18 protein-coding genes and 1 rRNA gene are annotated in these 19,251 nt (G+C 53.4%); 13 read left to right on the top strand and 6 right to left on the bottom strand.

The window, feature by feature from the left end:
* Positions 1 to 4 precede the first annotated feature (4 nt).
* A 5S ribosomal RNA gene (gene rrf / locus E0L35_RS22175) occupies positions 5 to 120 on the top strand.
* A 273-nt stretch (positions 121 to 393) separates the two neighbouring features.
* Here rrf and guaD read toward each other — a convergent pair.
* Genes guaD through xdhA form a run of 4 tightly spaced genes read right to left on the bottom strand, consistent with a single transcriptional unit; the run spans position 394 to position 6,463 of the window.
* Positions 394 to 1,710: a guanine deaminase gene (guaD, locus tag E0L35_RS22165; protein WP_138801447.1), complete on the bottom strand. Its 1,317-nt coding sequence runs from the start codon at positions 1,708 to 1,710 to the stop codon at positions 394 to 396.
* Position 1,711: 1 nt separating this feature from the next.
* On the bottom strand, positions 1,712 to 2,590 hold the full coding sequence (gene xdhC / locus E0L35_RS22160; protein WP_138801446.1) for a xanthine dehydrogenase accessory protein XdhC: 879 nt from the start codon (positions 2,588 to 2,590) through the stop codon (positions 1,712 to 1,714).
* Positions 2,587 to 5,010 (bottom strand): xanthine dehydrogenase molybdopterin binding subunit, encoded by a 2,424-nt coding sequence (xdhB, locus tag E0L35_RS22155; protein ID WP_138801445.1) that lies wholly within the window; start codon positions 5,008 to 5,010, stop codon positions 2,587 to 2,589. The genes xdhC and xdhB overlap by 4 nt, the downstream gene beginning before the upstream one ends.
* On the bottom strand, positions 4,994 to 6,463 hold the full coding sequence (gene xdhA / locus E0L35_RS22150; RefSeq protein ID WP_138801444.1) for a xanthine dehydrogenase small subunit: 1,470 nt from the start codon (positions 6,461 to 6,463) through the stop codon (positions 4,994 to 4,996). The genes xdhB and xdhA overlap by 17 nt, the downstream gene beginning before the upstream one ends.
* Positions 6,464 to 6,702: 239 nt before the next feature.
* Here xdhA and E0L35_RS22145 point away from each other — a divergent pair, with 239 nt between their 5' ends.
* Complete coding sequence (locus E0L35_RS22145; protein WP_138801443.1) at positions 6,703 to 7,392, top strand: TetR family transcriptional regulator C-terminal domain-containing protein; 690 nt, start codon at positions 6,703 to 6,705, stop codon at positions 7,390 to 7,392.
* Positions 7,393 to 7,399: 7 nt separating this feature from the next.
* A complete protein-coding gene (gene hrpB / locus E0L35_RS22140; protein ID WP_138801442.1) occupies positions 7,400 to 9,838 on the top strand; it encodes an ATP-dependent helicase HrpB in 2,439 nt (812 codons plus the stop codon).
* A gap of 27 nt (positions 9,839 to 9,865) precedes the next feature.
* Here the strand turns inward: hrpB and E0L35_RS22135 are convergent, their stop codons facing one another.
* Complete coding sequence (locus E0L35_RS22135) at positions 9,866 to 10,078, bottom strand: hypothetical protein (protein ID WP_022523287.1); 213 nt, start codon at positions 10,076 to 10,078, stop codon at positions 9,866 to 9,868.
* A gap of 169 nt (positions 10,079 to 10,247) precedes the next feature.
* Between E0L35_RS22135 and E0L35_RS22130 the strand changes: the two genes are divergently transcribed.
* From E0L35_RS22130 to E0L35_RS22110, 5 genes are all read left to right on the top strand, one after another.
* Positions 10,248 to 10,421, top strand: a complete 174-nt coding sequence (locus E0L35_RS22130; RefSeq protein WP_081742603.1) for a DUF2970 domain-containing protein — start codon at positions 10,248 to 10,250, stop codon at positions 10,419 to 10,421.
* Positions 10,422 to 10,548: 127 nt separating this feature from the next.
* Positions 10,549 to 11,661 carry a cytochrome c oxidase subunit II gene (coxB, locus tag E0L35_RS22125; protein WP_009287787.1) on the top strand — a complete coding sequence of 371 codons (1,113 nt, stop codon included), beginning with the start codon at positions 10,549 to 10,551 and terminating at the stop codon, positions 11,659 to 11,661.
* Between the two features lie 45 nt (positions 11,662 to 11,706).
* Complete coding sequence (gene ctaD, locus E0L35_RS22120) at positions 11,707 to 13,341, top strand: cytochrome c oxidase subunit I (protein WP_009287788.1); 1,635 nt, start codon at positions 11,707 to 11,709, stop codon at positions 13,339 to 13,341.
* A gap of 41 nt (positions 13,342 to 13,382) precedes the next feature.
* Positions 13,383 to 14,042 carry a cytochrome c oxidase assembly protein gene (locus tag E0L35_RS22115; RefSeq protein WP_022523290.1) on the top strand — a complete coding sequence of 220 codons (660 nt, stop codon included), beginning with the start codon at positions 13,383 to 13,385 and terminating at the stop codon, positions 14,040 to 14,042.
* A complete protein-coding gene (locus E0L35_RS22110; protein WP_022523291.1) occupies positions 14,039 to 14,899 on the top strand; it encodes a cytochrome c oxidase subunit 3 in 861 nt (286 codons plus the stop codon). Before E0L35_RS22115 ends, E0L35_RS22110 begins: the two co-directional genes overlap by 4 nt.
* Before the next feature lie 5 nt (positions 14,900 to 14,904).
* On the opposite strand, the gene E0L35_RS22105 is transcribed toward E0L35_RS22110, so the two are convergent.
* Positions 14,905 to 15,096: a DUF2909 family protein gene (locus E0L35_RS22105; protein WP_022523292.1), complete on the bottom strand. Its 192-nt coding sequence runs from the start codon at positions 15,094 to 15,096 to the stop codon at positions 14,905 to 14,907.
* On the opposite strand from E0L35_RS22105, the gene E0L35_RS22100 reads away from it, so the two are divergent.
* The 5 genes from E0L35_RS22100 to E0L35_RS22080 all read left to right on the top strand — a co-directional run bounded on the left by E0L35_RS22100 (position 15,095) and on the right by E0L35_RS22080 (position 18,939).
* On the top strand, positions 15,095 to 15,790 hold the full coding sequence (locus E0L35_RS22100; protein ID WP_138801441.1) for an SURF1 family protein: 696 nt from the start codon (positions 15,095 to 15,097) through the stop codon (positions 15,788 to 15,790). The genes E0L35_RS22105 and E0L35_RS22100 overlap by 2 nt on opposite strands.
* Positions 15,791 to 15,819: 29 nt before the next feature.
* Positions 15,820 to 16,329 carry a hypothetical protein gene (locus tag E0L35_RS22095; RefSeq protein WP_138801440.1) on the top strand — a complete coding sequence of 170 codons (510 nt, stop codon included), beginning with the start codon at positions 15,820 to 15,822 and terminating at the stop codon, positions 16,327 to 16,329.
* A gap of 34 nt (positions 16,330 to 16,363) precedes the next feature.
* Positions 16,364 to 17,416: a COX15/CtaA family protein gene (locus E0L35_RS22090; RefSeq protein WP_138801439.1), complete on the top strand. Its 1,053-nt coding sequence runs from the start codon at positions 16,364 to 16,366 to the stop codon at positions 17,414 to 17,416.
* A gap of 14 nt (positions 17,417 to 17,430) precedes the next feature.
* Positions 17,431 to 18,348, top strand: coding sequence for a heme o synthase (cyoE, locus tag E0L35_RS22085; RefSeq protein ID WP_138801438.1), 918 nt, complete (start codon positions 17,431 to 17,433; stop codon positions 18,346 to 18,348).
* Positions 18,349 to 18,471: 123 nt separating this feature from the next.
* Positions 18,472 to 18,939, top strand: a complete 468-nt coding sequence (locus E0L35_RS22080) for a DUF2489 domain-containing protein (RefSeq protein WP_138801437.1) — start codon at positions 18,472 to 18,474, stop codon at positions 18,937 to 18,939.
* Positions 18,940 to 19,251: the final 312 nt, after the last annotated feature.

Below are 19,251 nucleotides of genomic sequence, written 5' to 3'. Positions count from 1 at the left end.
TACGCCTGACGACCATAGCACGCGTGAACCACCTGATCCCTTGCCGAACTCAGAAGTGAAACCGCTTAGCGCCGATGGTAGTGTGGGGTCTCCCCATGCGAGAGTAGGTCATCGTCAGGCACTTATTATGAAAAATCCCCCAGGGCTGATGCCTTGGGGGATTTTTTTTGCATGGTCGTGAGGGGTAAATAGTGAGGAGTGAGGGGAATAGTGAGTAGAAAACGTTGGTGTAGGGGTATCTAACGAATATCCTGTTCCACCTCACGCCTCACGCCTCACGCCTCACGCCTCACGCCTCACGCCTCACGCCTCACGCCTCACGCCTCACGCCTCACGCCTCACGCCTCACGCCTCACGCCTCACGCCTCACGCCTCACGCCTCACGCCTCACTTTTATACATCCCTTCGATGCTGGCACTGCCCGCCTGCCCAGGTTTCATAAATAGCGCGGTCGTCCGCCAGCATCATGAGTGCAAACAGCCGCTCACCAAGCGTGGTGCAATGATTGATTCGTCGAGAGAGTAGCGATGTTGCCTGGGTGTCAATCACCACAAAGTCAGCCTCAAGGGTAGGCGCCAACTGACCGATGTGGCTATCCAGCGAGAGAGCTTTTGCATTACCCATGGTTAAGCCATAAAAGCCCTGCCATGCGGTAAGGGGCTGTCCGCCTAGTTGACCCACTTGATAGGCCGCTTTAAGCGTTCCAAATCCCGATAAATCAGTGCCTGCGCCGATATCGCTGGCAAACGTATATGCCATGCCCGTCTGTTTGGCTGCTTCCCGGTCGAATAACCCGCTACCCAGAAAAAGATTGGAGCTGGGGCAAAAGGCAATATTGGCGCCTCGATCCGCCAAGCGTTTGCGCATGCCGTTATCGAGATGAATTCCATGAGCGAAGGTGCTACGGGGCCCGACTAAGCCTGCCTCCTCATACACAGCCAAGTAGTCGCGGCTACCAGGAAAAAGTTCGGCTACCCAGTCTAACTCGCCACTGTTTTCAGCCAAGTGGGTCTGTAACCAAAGGCTAGGATCATTACGTAAGAGAGCGCCGGCAGCGTCCATTTGCGTCTTAGTTGAAGTCGGCGCAAAACGCGGTGTGACGCTATAGCCCAGTCGGCCGTTGCCGTGCCAATCCTCAATAAGTCGCTCGCTGTCAGCAATGCCAGATGCACCGTCCATCAGCGCCTCTGGCGCATTACGATCCATCAATACCTTGCCCACCAGCATGCGCAGCTGACGTTTTTGGCAGGCGGTGAAAAATGCATCTACGGAGCCGGGGTGGCTAGAACCGAATACCTGGGCAGTGGTAGTGCCCGCGCGTAGCATCTCATCCAAAAAAGCATTAGACAGCGCTTCAGCGTGGGCATGATTAGCAAAGCGACACTCTTCAGGAAAGGTGTAGTCGTTTAGCCAGTCAAGCAGTTGGCGGCCATAAGAAGCCATGATATCCAGCTGCACATAGTGCACATGGGTATCGATAAACCCCGGCATAATCAGCTTGTCACGATAATCAAGAACGTCAGCCCCTTTGGGTAGCAAAGGTGAGAGTTCGGCGAAATGGCCGACGGCATGAATATGCTGGCCTTTCAACCAGAGCAGTCCGTCGCCGTAATGCTCTAAGCTGCCCGGTTCAGGTGTATTGCCATCGCCAGGGTCACGGGCAAAACTAATCAATTCGGCACGAATGAACGTATCGGTAGAAGAAGTCATATCAACTCGGGGTCGTCGGAGAATCGGTCATTAGCGTTCGCACTGCCTGGGGGGCAAGGCCACGGTTTTCTTGCGAAGAGGGCGTGTCCGTTAGCCAAAGCAGTTCAGCCACCACCGTTAAAGCAATCGCATAGGGCGTTTTATTACTCAGCTTAGTGGCGTGAATGTGGCCGATGGGGCATCGCACCTGCGCAATTTGATCGGCGGAGTAACCATCGCGCTTAAGGCGTCCTTCAAAGCTTGCCCATTTACTGTCAGAACCAATCAGCCCAATCGAGGCGATGTCATCGCGCGCGATCAGCGCTTTGATCAGCGCATAGTCTTCGTCATGGTTGTGCGTCAATACCAGTGCGTGGCTATCAGCAGGTAAGGCGGCAACACTTTGCTGTGCATCTTGGAGTGAATAACAGCTAAGTCGCGGCTGATGCTGATGGTGCTGCTCGGCAAACGCATCGCTTCGGCTATCGTACCAGTGTAATTGCCAGGGAAGCGGCGCACTTAGCCTTATAAGTTGCTGCCCTACGTGTCCTGCACCAAAGATCGCGATGTGCGTTGTAGTGCCTGGAAAGGCTTCCAAGAGGATATTAACGAACCCACCACAGCACTGGCCGCTTCGTCCGCCCAAAGAGAAGGCTTCCAAACTGAGGCCATAGCGTTTTTCTGTCAAACAGGCACGTGCAGCGGTAATGGTTTGCCACTCAAAGGTACCCCCGCCTAGCGTATCGAAGATCGCATCGTCGGTGATCACCATGCGTGCGCCAGGCTCCCGGGGAGTGGAGCCTGCGCTGGTTACCTGAGTGGCTAATACATGCGGTATGCCGTCGCGCTGTAAGCGGTGTAGCGCCGCATGCCAGCTTTCTGGGTTTTGACTAGAACTCACAGCACTTTCTTCCTGATAGCGTTGGCTGCCAGCATGACCCGCTCTGGTGTGGCCGGTGTATCTAAGTGAGGAGAGATGGCGTAACCAGTAAGGCTCGATAGCGCATCGCGCAGCGCTGACCACACACTGATACCGAGCATTAAAGGGGGCTCACCGACTGCTTTTGAACGGTAGAGACTGGCCATGGAGTTGGGATGGCCTTCCATTAGCGCGACATTGAAGACGGGCGGTAGGTCGCCAAAGGTAGGGATTTTATAGGTCGCCGGGCCATCGCTGACAAGCACGCCTTTGTCGTTCCACTTAAGCTCTTCACTGGTCAACCAGCCCATTCCTTGAATAAAACCTCCCTCCACCTGACCAATATCAATGGCTGGGTTTAGTGAGTCTCCCACGTCGTGCAAGATATCGATACGATCGACCTGATACTCCCCGCTCAAGGTATCCACGCTTACTTCTGCCACTGCCGCGCCAAACGCGTAGTAGTAGAAGGGCCGGCCTTGACCAACTGAACGATCGTAGTGAATAAGCGGTGTGGCGTAGAAGCCTTTTTCAGATAGCGATATGCGATTGAGGTAAGCTGTTTGCACCAACTCACCCCAAGATATGCGGCGCTCGCTTTCGCCGAACCCGGCCACTAGCATGCCATCTTCCAGGCGCATCCCTTCGCGATCCAAGCCCTCTGAATAGTGCTCGGCGGCAAAATTAAACAGGCGTTCTCGCAGTTTACTGGCGGCATCCCGCGCGGCCATACCGTTTAAGTCAGCACCGCTAGAGGCAGCGGTAGGGGAGGTATTGGGGACTTTATCGGTTCGCGTAGCGGTAATGCGTACCTTCTCCAGATCCAGGCCCAGCTCCCGAGCCACTACCTGACAAATTTTAGTATGTAGCCCTTGGCCCATCTCGGTACCGCCGTGATTGATCATCACGCTGCCGTCAGTGTAAACATGCAGAAGAGCACCCGCCTGATTAAGGTGCTGGGCGGTAAACGAAATGCCAAATTTAACCGGGGTAAGTGCCAGTCCTTTTTTAATGATAGGGCTGGTGGCGTTGAAGTCACTGACCGCTTTGCGCCGTGTCCAGTAATCGCTGTCTATTTCTAGGGTTTCAACGAGCGTATGCAGGAGTTGCCGCTGGTCGACCTGCTGGCCGTAGTGAGTCACCTCGCGGCCATCGCGGTAGAAGTTGCGCTTACGTACAGTCAGTGGGTCTTCGCCAATCTGACGGGCAATATCATCCATGGCCGCTTCGATAATCATCATTCCTTGGGGGCCACCGAAGCCCCGAAATGCGGTATTAGAGGCGGTATGGGTTTTTGCTCGATGACCGACTACCTGGGCGTCCCCCAGCGAGTAGGCGTTGTCAGCGTGGAACATAGCGCGATCAACGATAGCGTCGGAAAGATCCGGCGAGTAGCCGCAGTCACCGATCACCGTAATCTCACCACCCTGAATAACGCCCTCTGCATCAATAGCTAGCCGGTAGCGGTTATGGAAGGGATGGCGTTTACCCGTGGCGCGCATATCTTCACTGCGCGGTAAGCGGAGTCGCACCGTCTTGCCTGTGCGGCGGGCAATAATCGCGGCGATACACGCCCAGGGGGAGGCCTGAGTCTCTTTGCCACCAAAGCCACCACCCATACGGCGCACTTCTACGGTCACGGCATGAAAAGGAATATCGAGCACCTCCGCCACCAGCTTCTGGGTTTCGCTGGGGTGCTGGTTGGAGGTATGGACGACAACGCCCTCATCCTCGGTGGGGTGAACCACGCAGGCCTGGCCTTCCAGATAGAAGTGCTCTTGGCCACCGACGAATAGCTCACCCTCAATCAGCTGTTCCGCTTGATCAAGCGCCTGCTGCCAATCACCACGGGTCTGCACATGAGTCGGGCGTACAAACTCCTCACGCTCCGTTGCGGCCACCGGATCTAAACTGGCAGGTTGCTCGTCTATGCTAATGGCGGCTAGCTTGACGGCACGACGTGCGGCCTGCAGCGACGTTGCGGCAACGGCGAAGAGGCATTGGCCTGCGTAGCTGATCGCTTGATCGACAAAAATGGGATCGCCCGGAAAGACCGGCCCGATATCGGTATGCCCTGGCACTTCATGAAAGGTAATCACATCGACTACCCCTGGTGCCTCTTTCACCTTGCTGAGATCAAGCTGCGTTAAGGTGCCGTGGGCGACGGGCGATAGGCCAAGCGCCACATGCAGGGCATCTGCGGGGAGTACCAAGTCGTCAATATAAGCGGCCTTGCCGGTGACGTGCTTTTCAGCACTTTCGTGAAAACTTGCGCTTCCCGCCTGTCGCTGGCCATTACTGTCCACCGTATGGCGCGCCAAGGGCCCTGAGCTTTGGATGTGGTCGTGTAGTTCACGGCGAGCACGGCTGCTATCGCCGTCCAGTTTAGTGAGCGTACGCATGGAGCATCACCTCGTGGTCGGGCGCTAAGAGAGAAAGATAGAGACGTTCAAGCAGGTTCTTGGCAGCTTGCCGGCGATAATGCTGACTGCCCCGCACATCACTCATGGGCTGGAAGTCGTCATCAAGTGCCTGCTGAGCAGCGCGAAAAGCTTCCGCAGCTATGGTGCAACCTTCGAGCGCTGCTTCAGCAGCTTTCGCGCGTTTGGGAGTAGCGGCCATTCCCCCAAAAGCGATGCGTACATCGTGCAAGGTGCCTTGTTCAATGCGGTAGCTAAAGGCACTGAGTAGCGCAGAGATATCATCTTCGCGACGCTTGGATAACTTCCAAACGCGTAATTGACTGTCCTCAACCGGCTGCGGAATGAAAATCCGCGAAACGACTTCATCAGCCGCCAAAGCGGTCTTTTTGTAATCGAGGAAGAAATCCTCCAGCGCTAAGCAACGCTTGCCGTTTGTGCTGGCAAGTTCCACCTGAGCTCCCAAGGCAAGTAGCACGGGTGGCGTATCACCAATAGGTGAGGCATTGGCGATATTGCCACCCAGCGTTCCCCGATTACGAATTTGCTGGGAGCCAAGCCGGTGCAGCAGGTGAGCAAACGCAGGAAAGTGCTTTTCAAATAGCGGTTCGAGCTGGGTATAGGTAACCCCGGCGCCTATCCACCAGCCGGTTTGATGTCCATGGGTGGCCTCTTCAACCGTCAATAGCTCGGCAACCCGGGAAACGTCAATCAACTGATCAAGCGGCGCCAAGCGCTGAGTGATCTCCAACCAAAGATCAGTACCGCCTGCCACCAAGCGCGCCTGGGGAGTTGCGCGACGCAATTGCGTTAGCTCTTCCAAAGACGCTGGCTGAGCAAAAAATGGCGCAGTTCCTGCCGAATCGGCGGTCTGAGTGTCGCTTTCTGGCGCTGGCAACGTCGCGTCGAACCACTGAGGGCGCTCATAGGGCGTATCATTCATACGCAGCGCCGCATCTCGAATAGGGCGATAGCCGGTGCAGCGGCACAAATTACCGCCCAGAGCGGCTTCTAGGCGTTCAGGTGATAGTTCTTGTAACAGCGGAGTAGGGCGTTGAGTAAGATCGCTATGCAAGGTGAAAAGCGACATAACGATACCTGGCGTACAAAAACCACACTGACTGCCATGGCATTCGATCATCGCTTCCTGAGCTGGGTGCAGGCGACCTTTTTCCGACAATCCTTCAACGGTGACCAAGTGCCTGCCCTGTAGCTGATGAGCAGGCGTAATACAGGCGTTAGCGCTGGTAAACTTTTGGCTACCAGCCGTTGACTCGCCAATCGCCACGGTGCAGGCGCCACAGTCACCGGAAGCGCAGCCCTCTTTGGTGCCCGTTAGGGCCAAATGCTCGCGCAGTAGCGTTAAAATACTGGTGTCGGGTGAAACGTTACACCGCTGAGGGGTACCATTGAGCAGGAACGTCATCGTTGCCATGCCGAACTCCACTGTTATTGTATAGACCGGAATTTTTTTGACCGATCGGTCAGTATAGGTTGAGCTTGGGACAAAACGCCCTACCTTGCAAGTATTTGCTCACTGCACAGGAGTGGGGCAAGCTGGTGTGAAATGCTAACTTTTGGGGCAGTCCAGTCTATCTTCTCACCCAGCTAAGCATTCATGTGTAATTAAACATTCAAGCTAACAATCACTCACGCTATAGGGGAATACTGTTAATGACCGCCGTCTCTGCCACTCATGAAAGCCCTAGCCGGGAAAGAATAGAAACAAGTATTCTGGTGGCCGCTGAGGAGGTGTTCTCTCAGCACGGCTACCGCGGGGCGAGCTTGCAAATGATCGCTGATCGAGTCGGTCTCCCCAAAGCCAATATTTTGTACTACATGGGCAGTAAGCAAGCGCTTTATGTGCGACTGCTTAACCGCATGATGCGCCGCTGGAACGAAGTGCTTGAAGACATTACTCCTGATAGTGATCCCGCGACGGTACTCAGTGACTTTATTCGCACTAAAATGGTGCTGGGGCAGCGCTATCCCGAAGGCTCAAAACTTTTTGCGGCGGAAATTTTAGCCGGTGCTCCCTTCTTAAGTGATTATCTGGGCGGCGAGTTACGCGATTGGGTCTCCTCTCGTGCCGCGATCATTCGCCAGTGGTCAGTCCAGGGAAAAATGGATGCTGTCGATCCGCGCTGGCTTATTTTCCTGATTTGGTCTGCCACCCAGCACTACACTGAATATAGTGCCCAGGTCAGCGGTATTCTAGGCCGCGATGCGTTAACCGAGGATGACCTTGAATCCATCTCCAGCTTTCTTGAGCACGTTATTCTAAAAGGCTGCGGCGTTACTTCACCCGCGCCCAATAATTCTGCACCTAAAAGCAGTGCAGACGCTCACAGTGTGGAAAAGTGACCTTCACATGAGCGCTTTGCCTATTGATCAGTATCTTGATCCGCTTAAAACCATCTTGACTACCCATAATCGGCTGATGCTGATTGCCCAGCCGGGTGCGGGTAAAACCACCCGCGTGCCGCTCTGTTTACTTGAAGAAGAGTGGGTCAAAGGGCAAAAACTACTGTTACTTGAGCCTCGTCGTGTAGCTGCGCGTTTGGCAGCCAGCTTTATGGCCCGGCAATTGGGTGAAGACGTTGGCCAAACGGTGGGGTATCGCATGCGCGGTGATAGCTGTGTGAGCGCGCAAACCCGCTTGGAAGTAGTGACCCAGGGCGTACTCACTCGCATGCTGCAAGATGACCCGCTGTTAGAAGGCGTTGCCGGGATCATTTTTGATGAGTTCCATGAACGCAGTTTAGAAGCTGATGTGGGATTGGCGCTAACGCTGGATGTGCAGACCAGTATTCGCGATGATTTGCGCCTACTGGTGATGTCGGCAACCTTGGATGTCGAAGCGCTCAAGCGGGTGTTGGGCGAGCAAGTACCTGTTATTGAGTGCCATGGGCGTCAGTATCCTGTGGCGACGGCTTATCGTCCTTCCCTGAGTGGTGAGGAGAGCATTAGCCACGCACTTCGGGTGGTTGAGGAAGCGCTATCACTGCCTGGTACTCAAGGCATACTGGTAATCTTGCCCGGTGTCGCCGAAATTAATCGCTTGGTTCAGGCGCTGGAAAAAAAGCTGCCCCATCTGGCGATTCGGCCGCTGCACGGCAGAATGAGTATTGCTGAACAGCAGGCAGCCTTGGCGGCGAATACATCGAAACAGCGCATTATCGTCTCCACCGCCATCACCGAATCGAGCATTACCGTGGATGGTGTGAATGTGGTGATTGACGGTGGCCTGGAGCGGGTGCCACTTTTTCAGCCGCGTACCGGGCTAACCCGTTTAACGACCCGGCGGATCAATCGCGCCAGTGCCGATCAGCGTCGGGGGCGTGCAGGGCGTCAGCGGGAAGGCAGTTGTTTTCGGCTCTGGGCCCAGGAGCAGCCGTTGGCGCCTTATGGTGAGCCTGAAATTCAGCAAGCGGATCTCTCATCGCTAGTGCTCGAACTGGCGTGCTGGGGCATCGCATCACCCCAATCGCTAAGCTGGGTAACGCCGCCACCGGAGGGAGCCTGGCGCAGTGGCCAATCGCTGCTCCAGCAACTAGGCGTGTTAGATCATGAGCATAAGCTTACTCCTCTAGGTAGCCGCTGTGCCAAATGGCCAGTTGAACCGAGAGTTGCCGTGATGCTGGAGCGGGCTTCAGAGTTTAATACTGTACCACTAGCCTGTGGAATAGCGGCACTCCTTGAAGAGCGCGACAGCAACGAGCGATCCCTGCATGATGCGTTAGCACTGCGTCTTCGTCAGCCTAAACGCTTCCCCAGTTGGCAGCGTGAAGCGCTTAGGCTGGCTAAGCGAGCAGGAGTGGCACTTAATGACGCCGTGCTAGTACCGCTTGGGCCACTCTTAGCGCTGGCGTACCCTGAGCGCCTTGGCCAGTCAATTGAGCCGGGTAAGTTTCGGCTTGCCAATGGCAAAACCGCTACGCTGCCGTTAAACGATACGTTGGCGCATCAAGACTACGTTGTCGCTGTCGCATTAAATAGTGCGGCTGGCGACCAGGCGCGGATCATCTCAGGTGAACCGTTATCACTTGAGTCGCTGCTTTCGCTATATCCTGGTATTCGCCAATGGCAGCCACGAGTGGCGTGGTCGCAAGAACAGGGCCGTTTAATTGGTGAAGAGGTGCAAGCTCACGGCAGCCTCGTCATTGCCAAACGACCTCTAGCACACTTACCCGAGGAGGCGGTGAAAGAGGCGCTATTGAATGCACTACGCCAGAGGCCCGAGCAGTTATTTGGCGATAATTTACAGCAGTTGCGCGGGCGAATGGCGCTACTTCGCGAGTACCAGGGGGACGAGTGGCCCGACTGGTCCGAGCCAGCGCTATTAGCCTCATTAGAGAGCTGGCTAGCCCCTTACCTAATAGGTATTAAACGATTGAGTCAAATTGAGAAATTGCCGCTAGAGCGCTATTTGCTCAATTCACTGAGCTGGGAAGCACAACGTGAATTCGAGCAGTTAACCCCATTAGCGCTTGAGGTTCCTAGCGGCAAACAGGTTGGCTTAGACTACCTGCCGTGCCTTTCCCAGCGGCCACCTGTGTTAGCGTTGAAACTGCAAGAGGCCTTTGGCTGGCGGGTAACGCCCACCGTTGTCGATGGTGCCGTTGCCGTAATGATTCATCTGCTTTCTCCCGCGCGTCGGCCGTTGCAAGTCACCCAGGACTTGGTTAGCTTTTGGCAGAAGGGTTATCCTGAAGTACGCAAAGAGATGCGCGGTCGCTATCCAAAGCATCCCTGGCCTGAAGACCCACTGACAGCCCCCGCCACTGCGCATACCAAGCGAAAGGCGTGACCAGTTTCGCTGCTTCGACTCCGATAATTACTCGCTGCGCTTTTCCGGGATTTCATCGGGAATGCGATAGCGCACCCCATCTACGCGTTCTTCCTCATAGCGTTGATTCTCTTCTTCAGGCACTACGCCGATGACGGTTTCCTTAGACCCATCCGGCCAAGTGTAAGTCGTGCAGCCTGCCAGCAGCAGGGGAATGATCAAAAACAGTGTGATGGGTAAGGCGAGGTGGCGCTTGAGCATAAGGCACTCCATTGGGTGGCGCTGATCCTGAGAATTGGCTGAGTATCTCACATTGAGAAACTATAGGTGGTCATTTACGTGGCTGTAAATGCTTATGTAGGTCTATGATAATAGTGGCTAACCCTTCAGCCTTAGACTGATACGAGAGCCAAAGAAAACCGGAGGTGGTATGTGGTCTGTAGTCAAGTCAGTGTTAGCAGCCCTACTAGGCGTTCAAAGTAATCAAAAGCGGGAAGAGGACTTTAGCAGTGGCAGGCCCGCAGCCTACCTCGTTACGGGGGTGGTGATCACGCTACTGTTCGTTTTGATGCTTGTTTTTTTGGCCATGTTTGCGGCCCGCTGAAAAGCGTTGATAGCGTTAAATAAGCAAAGCGTGACGAATCGCACATATTTTCTATACTGCTAATATCTAATTTCATCCTACCCTAATCTAACGATAAGAAATAACAACAATAAAACTGGAGGTCTCTATGCGTTCACGGTGGTGGCTAATGGCCGTATCCCTTGCTGCAAGTGGATCGCAGGCTCAAACGAACGGTTGGAACATGCCTGTCGGCGTTACCGATGTGAGTAGCGATATTTACGGCCTGCACATGACTATATTCTGGATATGTGTCGTGATTGGATTGGTGGTATTTGGGGCAATGTTCTACTCCCTGTTTCGCTATCGCCATTCCAAAGGTGCAAAGGCCGCCCACTTTCATGAGCACACTAGTGTGGAAGTGTTATGGACAGCTATCCCTATCTTGATCCTGGTAGGTATGGCGGTGCCCGCCACCGCAACTTTAAAAAACATGTATGACTCATCAGACGCCGAGTTGGATGTAATGATTACCGGCCAGCAGTGGCGTTGGCGCTATGAATACCTGGGGGAAGATGTGGCATTCACCTCCAATATGAGTACGCCGAGAACGCAAATCAGCGGAGAAGAAACTCGCGGAGAGCACTACCTATTAGAGGTTGATGAGCCGCTGGTGCTGCCGATAAATCGTAAAGTGCGCTTTCTAATGACCTCAGATGACGTTATTCACTCTTGGTGGGTGCCGGATTTAGCGGTTAAGCAGGATACGATTCCCGGCTTTATCAATGAGAATTGGGTGAAGATCAACGAGCCGGGTATTTACCGCGGGCAGTGCGCTGAGCTGTGCGGTATCGACCACGGCTTTATGCCTGTGGTGGTGCACGCTGTGGAGGAGGAGGAGTTTGATGGCTGGCTAGCTGAGCGCAAAGAGGCTGCTGAGCAGGAAGCCATGGGGGTTGACCGTGAATGGGCAATGGATGAGCTAGTTGAGCGCGGCGAATCAGTGTATCAATCGATCTGCTCCTCTTGTCATCAGGCCGAAGGCCAAGGTTCTCCACCCGCCTTTCCCGCGTTGGCAAATAACGAACAGCTCATCAATGATGTGGATTGGCATCTAGATAGGGTCGTCAACGGTGTATCGGGTGCTGCTATGCCTGCTTTCCGTAGCACCTTGAACCCTGTTGAGATAGCGGCTGTGGTCACCTATACGCGTAACGCCTGGGGTAATGATACGGGTGATGTCGTGCAGCCCTCTGCAGTAGCTGAGTTAATTGCCCAGTGATGTTGGTTTGCCACTCAATTAGACAACAATATTTCGGAGAGACACATGGCGCCCAAACTACCTCCTCAGCCACCGCTGCAACATAGCACCACGGCCGTCGCCGATGGGCAGTCCCATGGTCATGCTGCGCCGCCGAAAGGCATTTTTCGCTGGCTACTGACCACCAATCATAAAGAGATTGGCTCCCTTTATTTGATTTTTTCGCTGACGATGTTTTTCATCGGGGGGATATTCGCCCTCGTGGTTAGGGCGGAACTTTTCCAGCCCGGCCTGCAGCTGGTCGAGCCTGAATTTTTCAACCAGATGACCACCATGCATGGCTTGATCATGGTGTTTGGTGCGGTAATGCCTGCTTTTACCGGTTTAGCCAACTGGATGATACCGCTACAGATTGGCGCGCCAGATATGGCGTTACCTCGGTTGAATAACTTCAGTTTTTGGCTTCTTCCTGTTTCATTCACACTGCTACTTTCAACGCTACTAATGCCCGGCGGCGGCCCTAATTTTGGTTGGACGTTTTATGCACCGCTGTCGACGAATTTTGCTCCACCTTCGACAACTTTCTTTATTCTTGCGCTACATATTGCCGGTATTAGTTCTATTCTCGGTGCCATCAACATCATCGCGACCATTTTGAATATGCGTGCGCCGGGTATGCGTTTAATGGATATGCCGCTATTCGTATGGACATGGCTGATTACCGCTTTCCTATTAATTGCGGTAATGCCGGTGCTAGCGGGTGTCATCACGATGATGTTGATGGATATCAACTTTGGCACCAGCTTCTTTGATGCGGCAGGTGGTGGGGATCCGGTGTTGTTCCAGCATCTATTCTGGTTCTTTGGGCATCCCGAAGTATACATTATGATTCTGCCAGCTTTTGGTATTGTCTCAGCGATTATCCCCACCTTCGCGCGTAAGCCTTTGTTTGGTTACGCTTCCATGGTGTACGCCACTGCGGCCATTGCACTGCTGTCATTTTTAGTCTGGGCCCACCACATGTTTATAGTGGGTCTACCTTTGGTGGCAGAGTTGTTCTTTATGTATTCCACCATGCTGATCGCCGTGCCAACCGGCGTGAAGGTATTTAACTGGGTAACCACACTGTTTCGCGGCTCGATTAGTTTTGAATCGCCGATGCTGTTTGCTCTGGCTTTCGTGGTGCTGTTTACCATTGGTGGTTTTTCAGGGCTTATGCTGGCGATTGCACCGGCGGATTTTCAGTATCACGATACCTACTTCGTCGTTGCCCACTTTCACTATGTGCTAGTCCCGGGGGCAATCTTTGCGATTATGGCGGGGGTCTATTACTGGCTGCCTAAATGGACCGGGCATTACCCCAATGAGAAGCTGGCCCAGTGGCACTTCTGGTTCTCGATTATTGGTGTCAATCTAACCTTCTTCCCCATGCACTTCGCAGGCTTGGCGGGAATGCCGCGGCGGATCCCTGACTACGCCCTTCAGTTTGCGGACTTTAATTTACTCTCAAGCATCGGTGCCTTCTTCTTTGGCGCATCTCAACTGCTCTTTGTATTGGGCGTCATACTGTGCGTGCGCGGTGGCAAAAAAGCGCCAGCAAAAGCCTGGGAGGGGGCCGAGGATTTAGAATGGACGGTGCCTAGTCCAGCACCACTGCATACGTTTGAAACGCCGCCAGTGTTTCATCGTACGTCCCACTAGCAATGACATAAAGCACATGGGTCACTGGCCTAAGAGGTGTTATGGATAGCCAAGAGCAGGCAAAGGTAGGTGTGCGCCGCACGGTTATTAGAACAATCGCCGTATTGATAGGCATGTTTGGCTTTGCCTTTGCACTAGTGCCGCTTTATGACGTTTTTTGTAGCATTACTGGTATTAACGGCAAGGTGGACGCCACTGCGAAGAGCGTCGTGCACGAAGAAGTCGATGAGTCGCGCTATATAAATGTGCAATTTATCACGCGTGGTAGCCCGGGCCTGCCGTGGCAAATGAGCGTTGAAATGCGCCAGATGAGTGTGCACCCCGGGCAAATGGCGGAAGTCGATTTTACCTTCACCAATAATAGCAGTAGCGAAAGCTGGGGGAGAGCAGTGCCCAGTGTGTCTCCCTCTACTGCCACGACGCATCTACGTAAAATCAGCTGTTTCTGCTTTCAGGAGCAGCAGTTGCAGGGTAATGAGCGGTTAACCATACCGCTGGTATTCCAGCTAGCGCGTGATCTGCCCGACGATATTAATACTATTACACTGGTGTATACCCTCTACCCGATAGAGCATGTGATTCAAAATGCTGCATTGGATAATACGCTTAAGAGCAGCGCTAACAACGAGCTTGTAAACGACCCTATAAACAATCTCAGTAACACGCCTAAAAACAATAAAGCGGCGGGAGAAGCGATATGAGCAGTGGTAGCTATTATGTTCCGGCGAGTAGCCGATGGCCTGTTCTCGGCTCGGTTGCCCTAGGCGCCATGATGGTCGGCACGGGCATTAAACTCGTTTATGACACCGGGTTACCGCTGGTGTTAATCGGTGTGGTAGGCATTCTTGCGGTGATGGGGCTCTGGTTCCGTGACGTCATTAGTGAGTCTCGGGGAGGGCTTTATGATGAGCAGATGGATCGCTCATTTCGTTGGGGGATGGGCTGGTTCATTTTTTCGGAAGTAATGTTTTTTGCCGCCTTTTTTGGCGCGCTGTTTTACGTACGCATGTTTGCTATCCCATGGTTAGGGGGAGAGGGGGCAAAAGGTGTTTCCGCATTACTATGGCCTGACTTTGTCGCCACTTGGCCGTTGTTGAATCCACCGGACTCATCCATTGCAGGCCCTGAACAAGTCTTTAGCCCGTGGCAACTGCCTCTCGTCAACACGCTGATTTTGATAACTTCCAGCATCACGCTCACCGTTGCTCACGAAGCTTTAAAAGTGGGTGACCGGAAGACTTGCCGCAACTGGCTAACGGGAACGGTGCTATTGGGTTGCTGCTTTATCATGATCCAGGGTGTCGAATACTACGAGGCCTACGCCCATTATGGCATTACCTTGGAAGCCGGAATTTTCGGGGCAACATTCTTTATTTTGACCGGCTTTCATGGTGTGCACGTGATTATCGGCACGCTGATTTTAGCCACCATGCTGGTACGCATTATCAAGGGCCACTTTGGCGACGAAAACCATTTTGGTTTTGAAGCCTCTTGCTGGTACTGGCACTTTGTTGATGTGGTGTGGGTTGGGCTGTTTATTTTTGTCTACGTCTTATAACCGCATTAGCCTAACTGGCCCGACCAATAGCCGAAAATAATGAGGGCCATGAGCAGACAGGCTAATCCAATTCTCCATTTGAGAGAGAGTAGTAGGCGGCGGGAAGAGACGTTATCTCTAATCAGGAAAATGGCGCCTACGGCCAAGCTGATAACCATCGCAATGAATACGGCGGCAATGAGTAGTTGTAACCACATGATGAAACCCTCTCGGCAATGGCGTTTTTATAGTTGGTGTCTGTTCTGGAGTTTGCTGGTGGCGTTAGGCGCCTATCTAGGACTATGGCAGTGGGAGAGGGCAGATGACAAGCGGTTAGCTATCGCTCTGCGTGATGCAGCCCCTGCCTTGGTACAACCCACCGAGTCGCCAGCTCAAGGTGCCCAAGTGACGTTGCGGGGGCAGTATTTAGCCGAGCAAACGCTCTATTTGGATAACCGTGTGGTAGACGGAAAGGTGGGCGTTGCGGTACTAACGCCGCTACGTGATACCCACGGGCAGCTTTGGCTTGTACAGCGAGGTTTTTTAGCCACCGGGCCGCGTCGCGAAGCACCTCATGTAGCCACACCCAGTGGCGTGGTTGAGTTGACTGGTGAATGGCAAGAGGTGCAGGCGGGCGGGCCGTTATATGGAGAGAATAGAGAAGGTGTGAGGCTGCAACAGCTGAGTCATGACCCCTGGCGCGCTTCATTAGGTTCATTTAGCTATTCCGGCTGGTTGCACGCCAGCGAGGGTGATGGGGTTTTGATTCCTTGGTGGGAGGCCAATGTAATGCCGCCTAGTCGGCATATGGGCTACGCCTTTCAGTGGTGGGGGTTAGCACTGGCGGCCTTGATGGTCATGTTCATTGGCGGCCGGAAATTGCGTCGTGATAAGGCACAACAAAGCGTTTAAGTAATAAAAATAAACAGGGGTGAAGACCTATGCAGGATGCCAAGCACATTCGCCGCCAGCGGCTAAAATTAATCCTTATTTTTGCAATATTTGCGGCGCCCATGGTAGCTGCTTGGGGGATGGTCGAGTTCCGCATTGGTATCCCAGACCAGCATACAGCCCATGGAAAGGTGGATGTGGAATTACCCGTTCTTGATGAGTGGCCTTTAACAACCGTCGCTGTCAATGACCCAGAGGCGTGGATACTGGCCTTTGACTGTGCTCAGCAGTGTGAACAGCGTAAGGATGAGCTTTGGCGTTTACATCGCGCCTTAGGCCGCGAAGCGCCGCGGTTAACCCGCCTTAGAATTGGAGGTGATCCCGAACCGCTTCCGGGAGAGATGACCAGCGAATGGCAGCAACTACCTCCATGGCGCGAAGATAACTCAGTGTGGCTGCTTGATCCTATGGGGCGCCCGGCATTGGCATTTGATGCCAATGTAGCCACTAAGTACGTGCTCGACGATATCCAGCATTTACTTAAAGTGAATCCTCAATAAAAACGGGCTAACTCCCTGTTGTTAAGGAAACGCCATGCACGATTCATGTGAACGCCGCTTACGTTGGTTAGTGCGATTAACGCTGGTAGGTACTCTGTTTACCGCAGTGGTTATGTTAGTAGGCGCCTGGACGCGTTTAGTCGATGCTGGTTTGGGCTGCCCTGACTGGCCAGGTTGCTACGGTAAGCTACTAGTTCCTGATGGTGACTTTGCCACGCTGCGCCACCCAGATGTGCCATTGGAGCCCTTTAAAGCGTGGGTGGAAATGGTTCATCGCTATATCGCGACTCTGCTGGGGCTGGTGGTGCTTAGCGTCGTCGCCTTAGGTTGGTCGCTGCGTCATCGTCGCGATTATCCGTGGCGAATGAGCCTGTTGCTGCTAGTGGTTATTTTGTTCCAGGGTGCCTTTGGTGCCTTCACCGTTACGCTCAAGTTATGGCCTCAAGTTGTTACCCTGCACCTAATGGGCGGGTTGAGCGTATTGCTGCTGTTTTTTTGGCTGCATCTTCGCTTACGCGTCGCCGCAACGCCAAAGTCAACAAGTGAGCCTCGGCGGGCTAATGCATGGTGGGGGATTGCGGCATGTTTGCTGGTTGTGCAATTGGCGCTAGGCGGCTGGGTGTCCAGCAATTATGCCGGTATCGCTTGTCAAGGATTTCCCACTTGCAATGGCCAATGGATGCCCGCGATGGATATTAGCGAGGGCTTTCATCTCACCCAGACCGTGGGGCCCAATTACCTACATGGGCATTTACATGCCGATGCACGTACCGCGATTCAAGTGGTACATCGCCTGGGGGCATTGTTGCTTGGTGTTGGGCTAATAGTGCTCTGGTGGCGTTATCGACAGTGGCAGAATGTGGTAAGGCCGCTAGCGATTGTCGTCGGTTTGTATGTGCTGCAGGCTGCATTGGGGGTGGCCAATGTGGTGCTTTGGTTGCCGCTTTGGCTGGCGCTACTGCACACAGCGGGCGCCATTGCGTTGGCCGTTGGGCTCGTTTGGGCCTGGTGGCGTTGGCGCTATCATGAGGCTGGCGTTTACTCAACGACGACTCATTCACCTTATAACAACGTTATCGTTCAATAAAAGGGAAGCATGCCATGCGAAATATAACAATGACGCTACCCACGGCAGTGCCTTCTATGGTGTGGGGCTGGAAAGAGCTCCTTGGTCTGTGCAAGATGAAAGTTGTTGCCGTTATGTTGGTGTGTGCTGCCGTAGGAATGGCGTTAGCAACCCCGGGCCTACCACCATTGACGAACGTAGTCCTTGGGCTAGCCGGTATCGGCTTGGCCTCTTGCGGTGCGGCGGCTTTTAACCATGTCATCGACCGCCACTTGGACGCGGTAATGACACGAACGTCTCGTCGTCCTTTGGCAAGTAAACGTCTACCCGTGGCAATCGCTCTAGCTTGGGCGTGCTTGCTTTCAGTCGCAGGTGTTGCGCTATTGGTGTGGCAGGTTAACCATTTAACGGCTGCGCTAACCTTTGCCTCCCTAATTGGTTATGCGCTGATTTATACCGCTTTTTTAAAGCGGGCGACACCGCAAAATATCGTCATTGGAGGCGTTGCTGGCGCTGCGCCGCCACTGCTGGGGTGGGTCGCTATTACTGGGCAAATTACCCCCGAGCCTTTGCTTTTAATGCTGATTATTTTTGCCTGGACGCCGCCCCATTTTTGGGCGCTGGCCATTCACAAGCGCGATGATTATGCCCGGGCTGGTATCCCCATGTTGCCCGTTACCCACGGCATTCCTTTTACGCGGCTGCAAATTTGGCTGTATGGGTGGTTAACGGTGTTAGCCACCTTACTGCCGGTGATGATAGGCATGAGCGGCGCGCTCTACCTAGTGGTCGTGCTGTGCCTGAATGCGCGCTTCATGGTGTGGAATTGGCGAGTGTGGCGTGGTCAGGATCCTGCTGCTCCTATCGGCGCATTCTGGTTCTCAATTCGCTATTTATTAGGTGTTTTTGGGGCGCTATTACTTGATCACTACGCCGCGGCGCTTGCTTGGTGATCCAAACAAGAGTTGGACAGCTATGCAGTCAGAAGAGAAGCAAGCCTAGATGCTATTGGCAGAATAGTGGTATAAGGGTGTACAATTTTCGTCAAGCAATTTATCCGCTGAATGAGGAGTTTCATGAGCTCAACGGTAGCGCTGGTATTACTCGCCGTGGCGATTGCAGTCATTGTAGGGTTGTGTTTCTACGCATGGTCGTTACGCAAAGAGGTGAGTCGTCGAAAAGCTTATCGTCGCGATGAAGACGCTCGCGCCCAACAAAATAGCTTAGAAAACCTCGATTATGTAGCAAGCGCACTGGTTCAGGAGCAGGTCGATATTACCGAAGGCGCCTGGCGGTGCAAGGTGTTACTGGAAATCATTGATCCTAGTTTAACGGAACGAACTGAATTTAAGGCATTTGCCGAGCACTACAGCCGCACTCAACACCTGAATACCCATACCGCTCGTCAACAGTTGTCCCCCCGAGAGCGTATGCAGGAAGACAAAGAGCGGCTGATGGTAGAAAATGATATGCGCGATGCCGTATTGGAGGCAGCTCGGGCAGTGCTGAAATGGCGTGCCCAAGGCAGAAAAGCGCTGCATTAATGACAGGTTTTGAGCGGTTTAAACCGCTCAAAAGCATAGCAAGCTAATTTTTAGTGCCCATTGCGGCAATTTTGCTATGCTGAAGGATGTCGGTATTGGCAAGAAGTTGATATCTTGGCATTGTTGCCTTCCTGCGCTTAAGCGTGAATGATAGGCACATCGCTCTATATCGACTGGGTGTTGAGTAATTAGTACGTGATTATTGGTACTGGGAGCTTGATACTATCAACAGCGATATGGAGCAGGCGAAAAATGGATGCTCTCGCAATAAGAAGCATTGGATAGATTTGGTCACTTATGGCCATTTCAGCA

It is taken from the genome of Halomonas sp. ATBC28, from assembly GCF_005937175.1.
GTDB classification, from domain to species: Bacteria; Pseudomonadota; Gammaproteobacteria; order Pseudomonadales; family Halomonadaceae; genus Vreelandella; species Vreelandella titanicae.
This window is presented reverse-complemented; position numbering and strand designations above follow the sequence as displayed.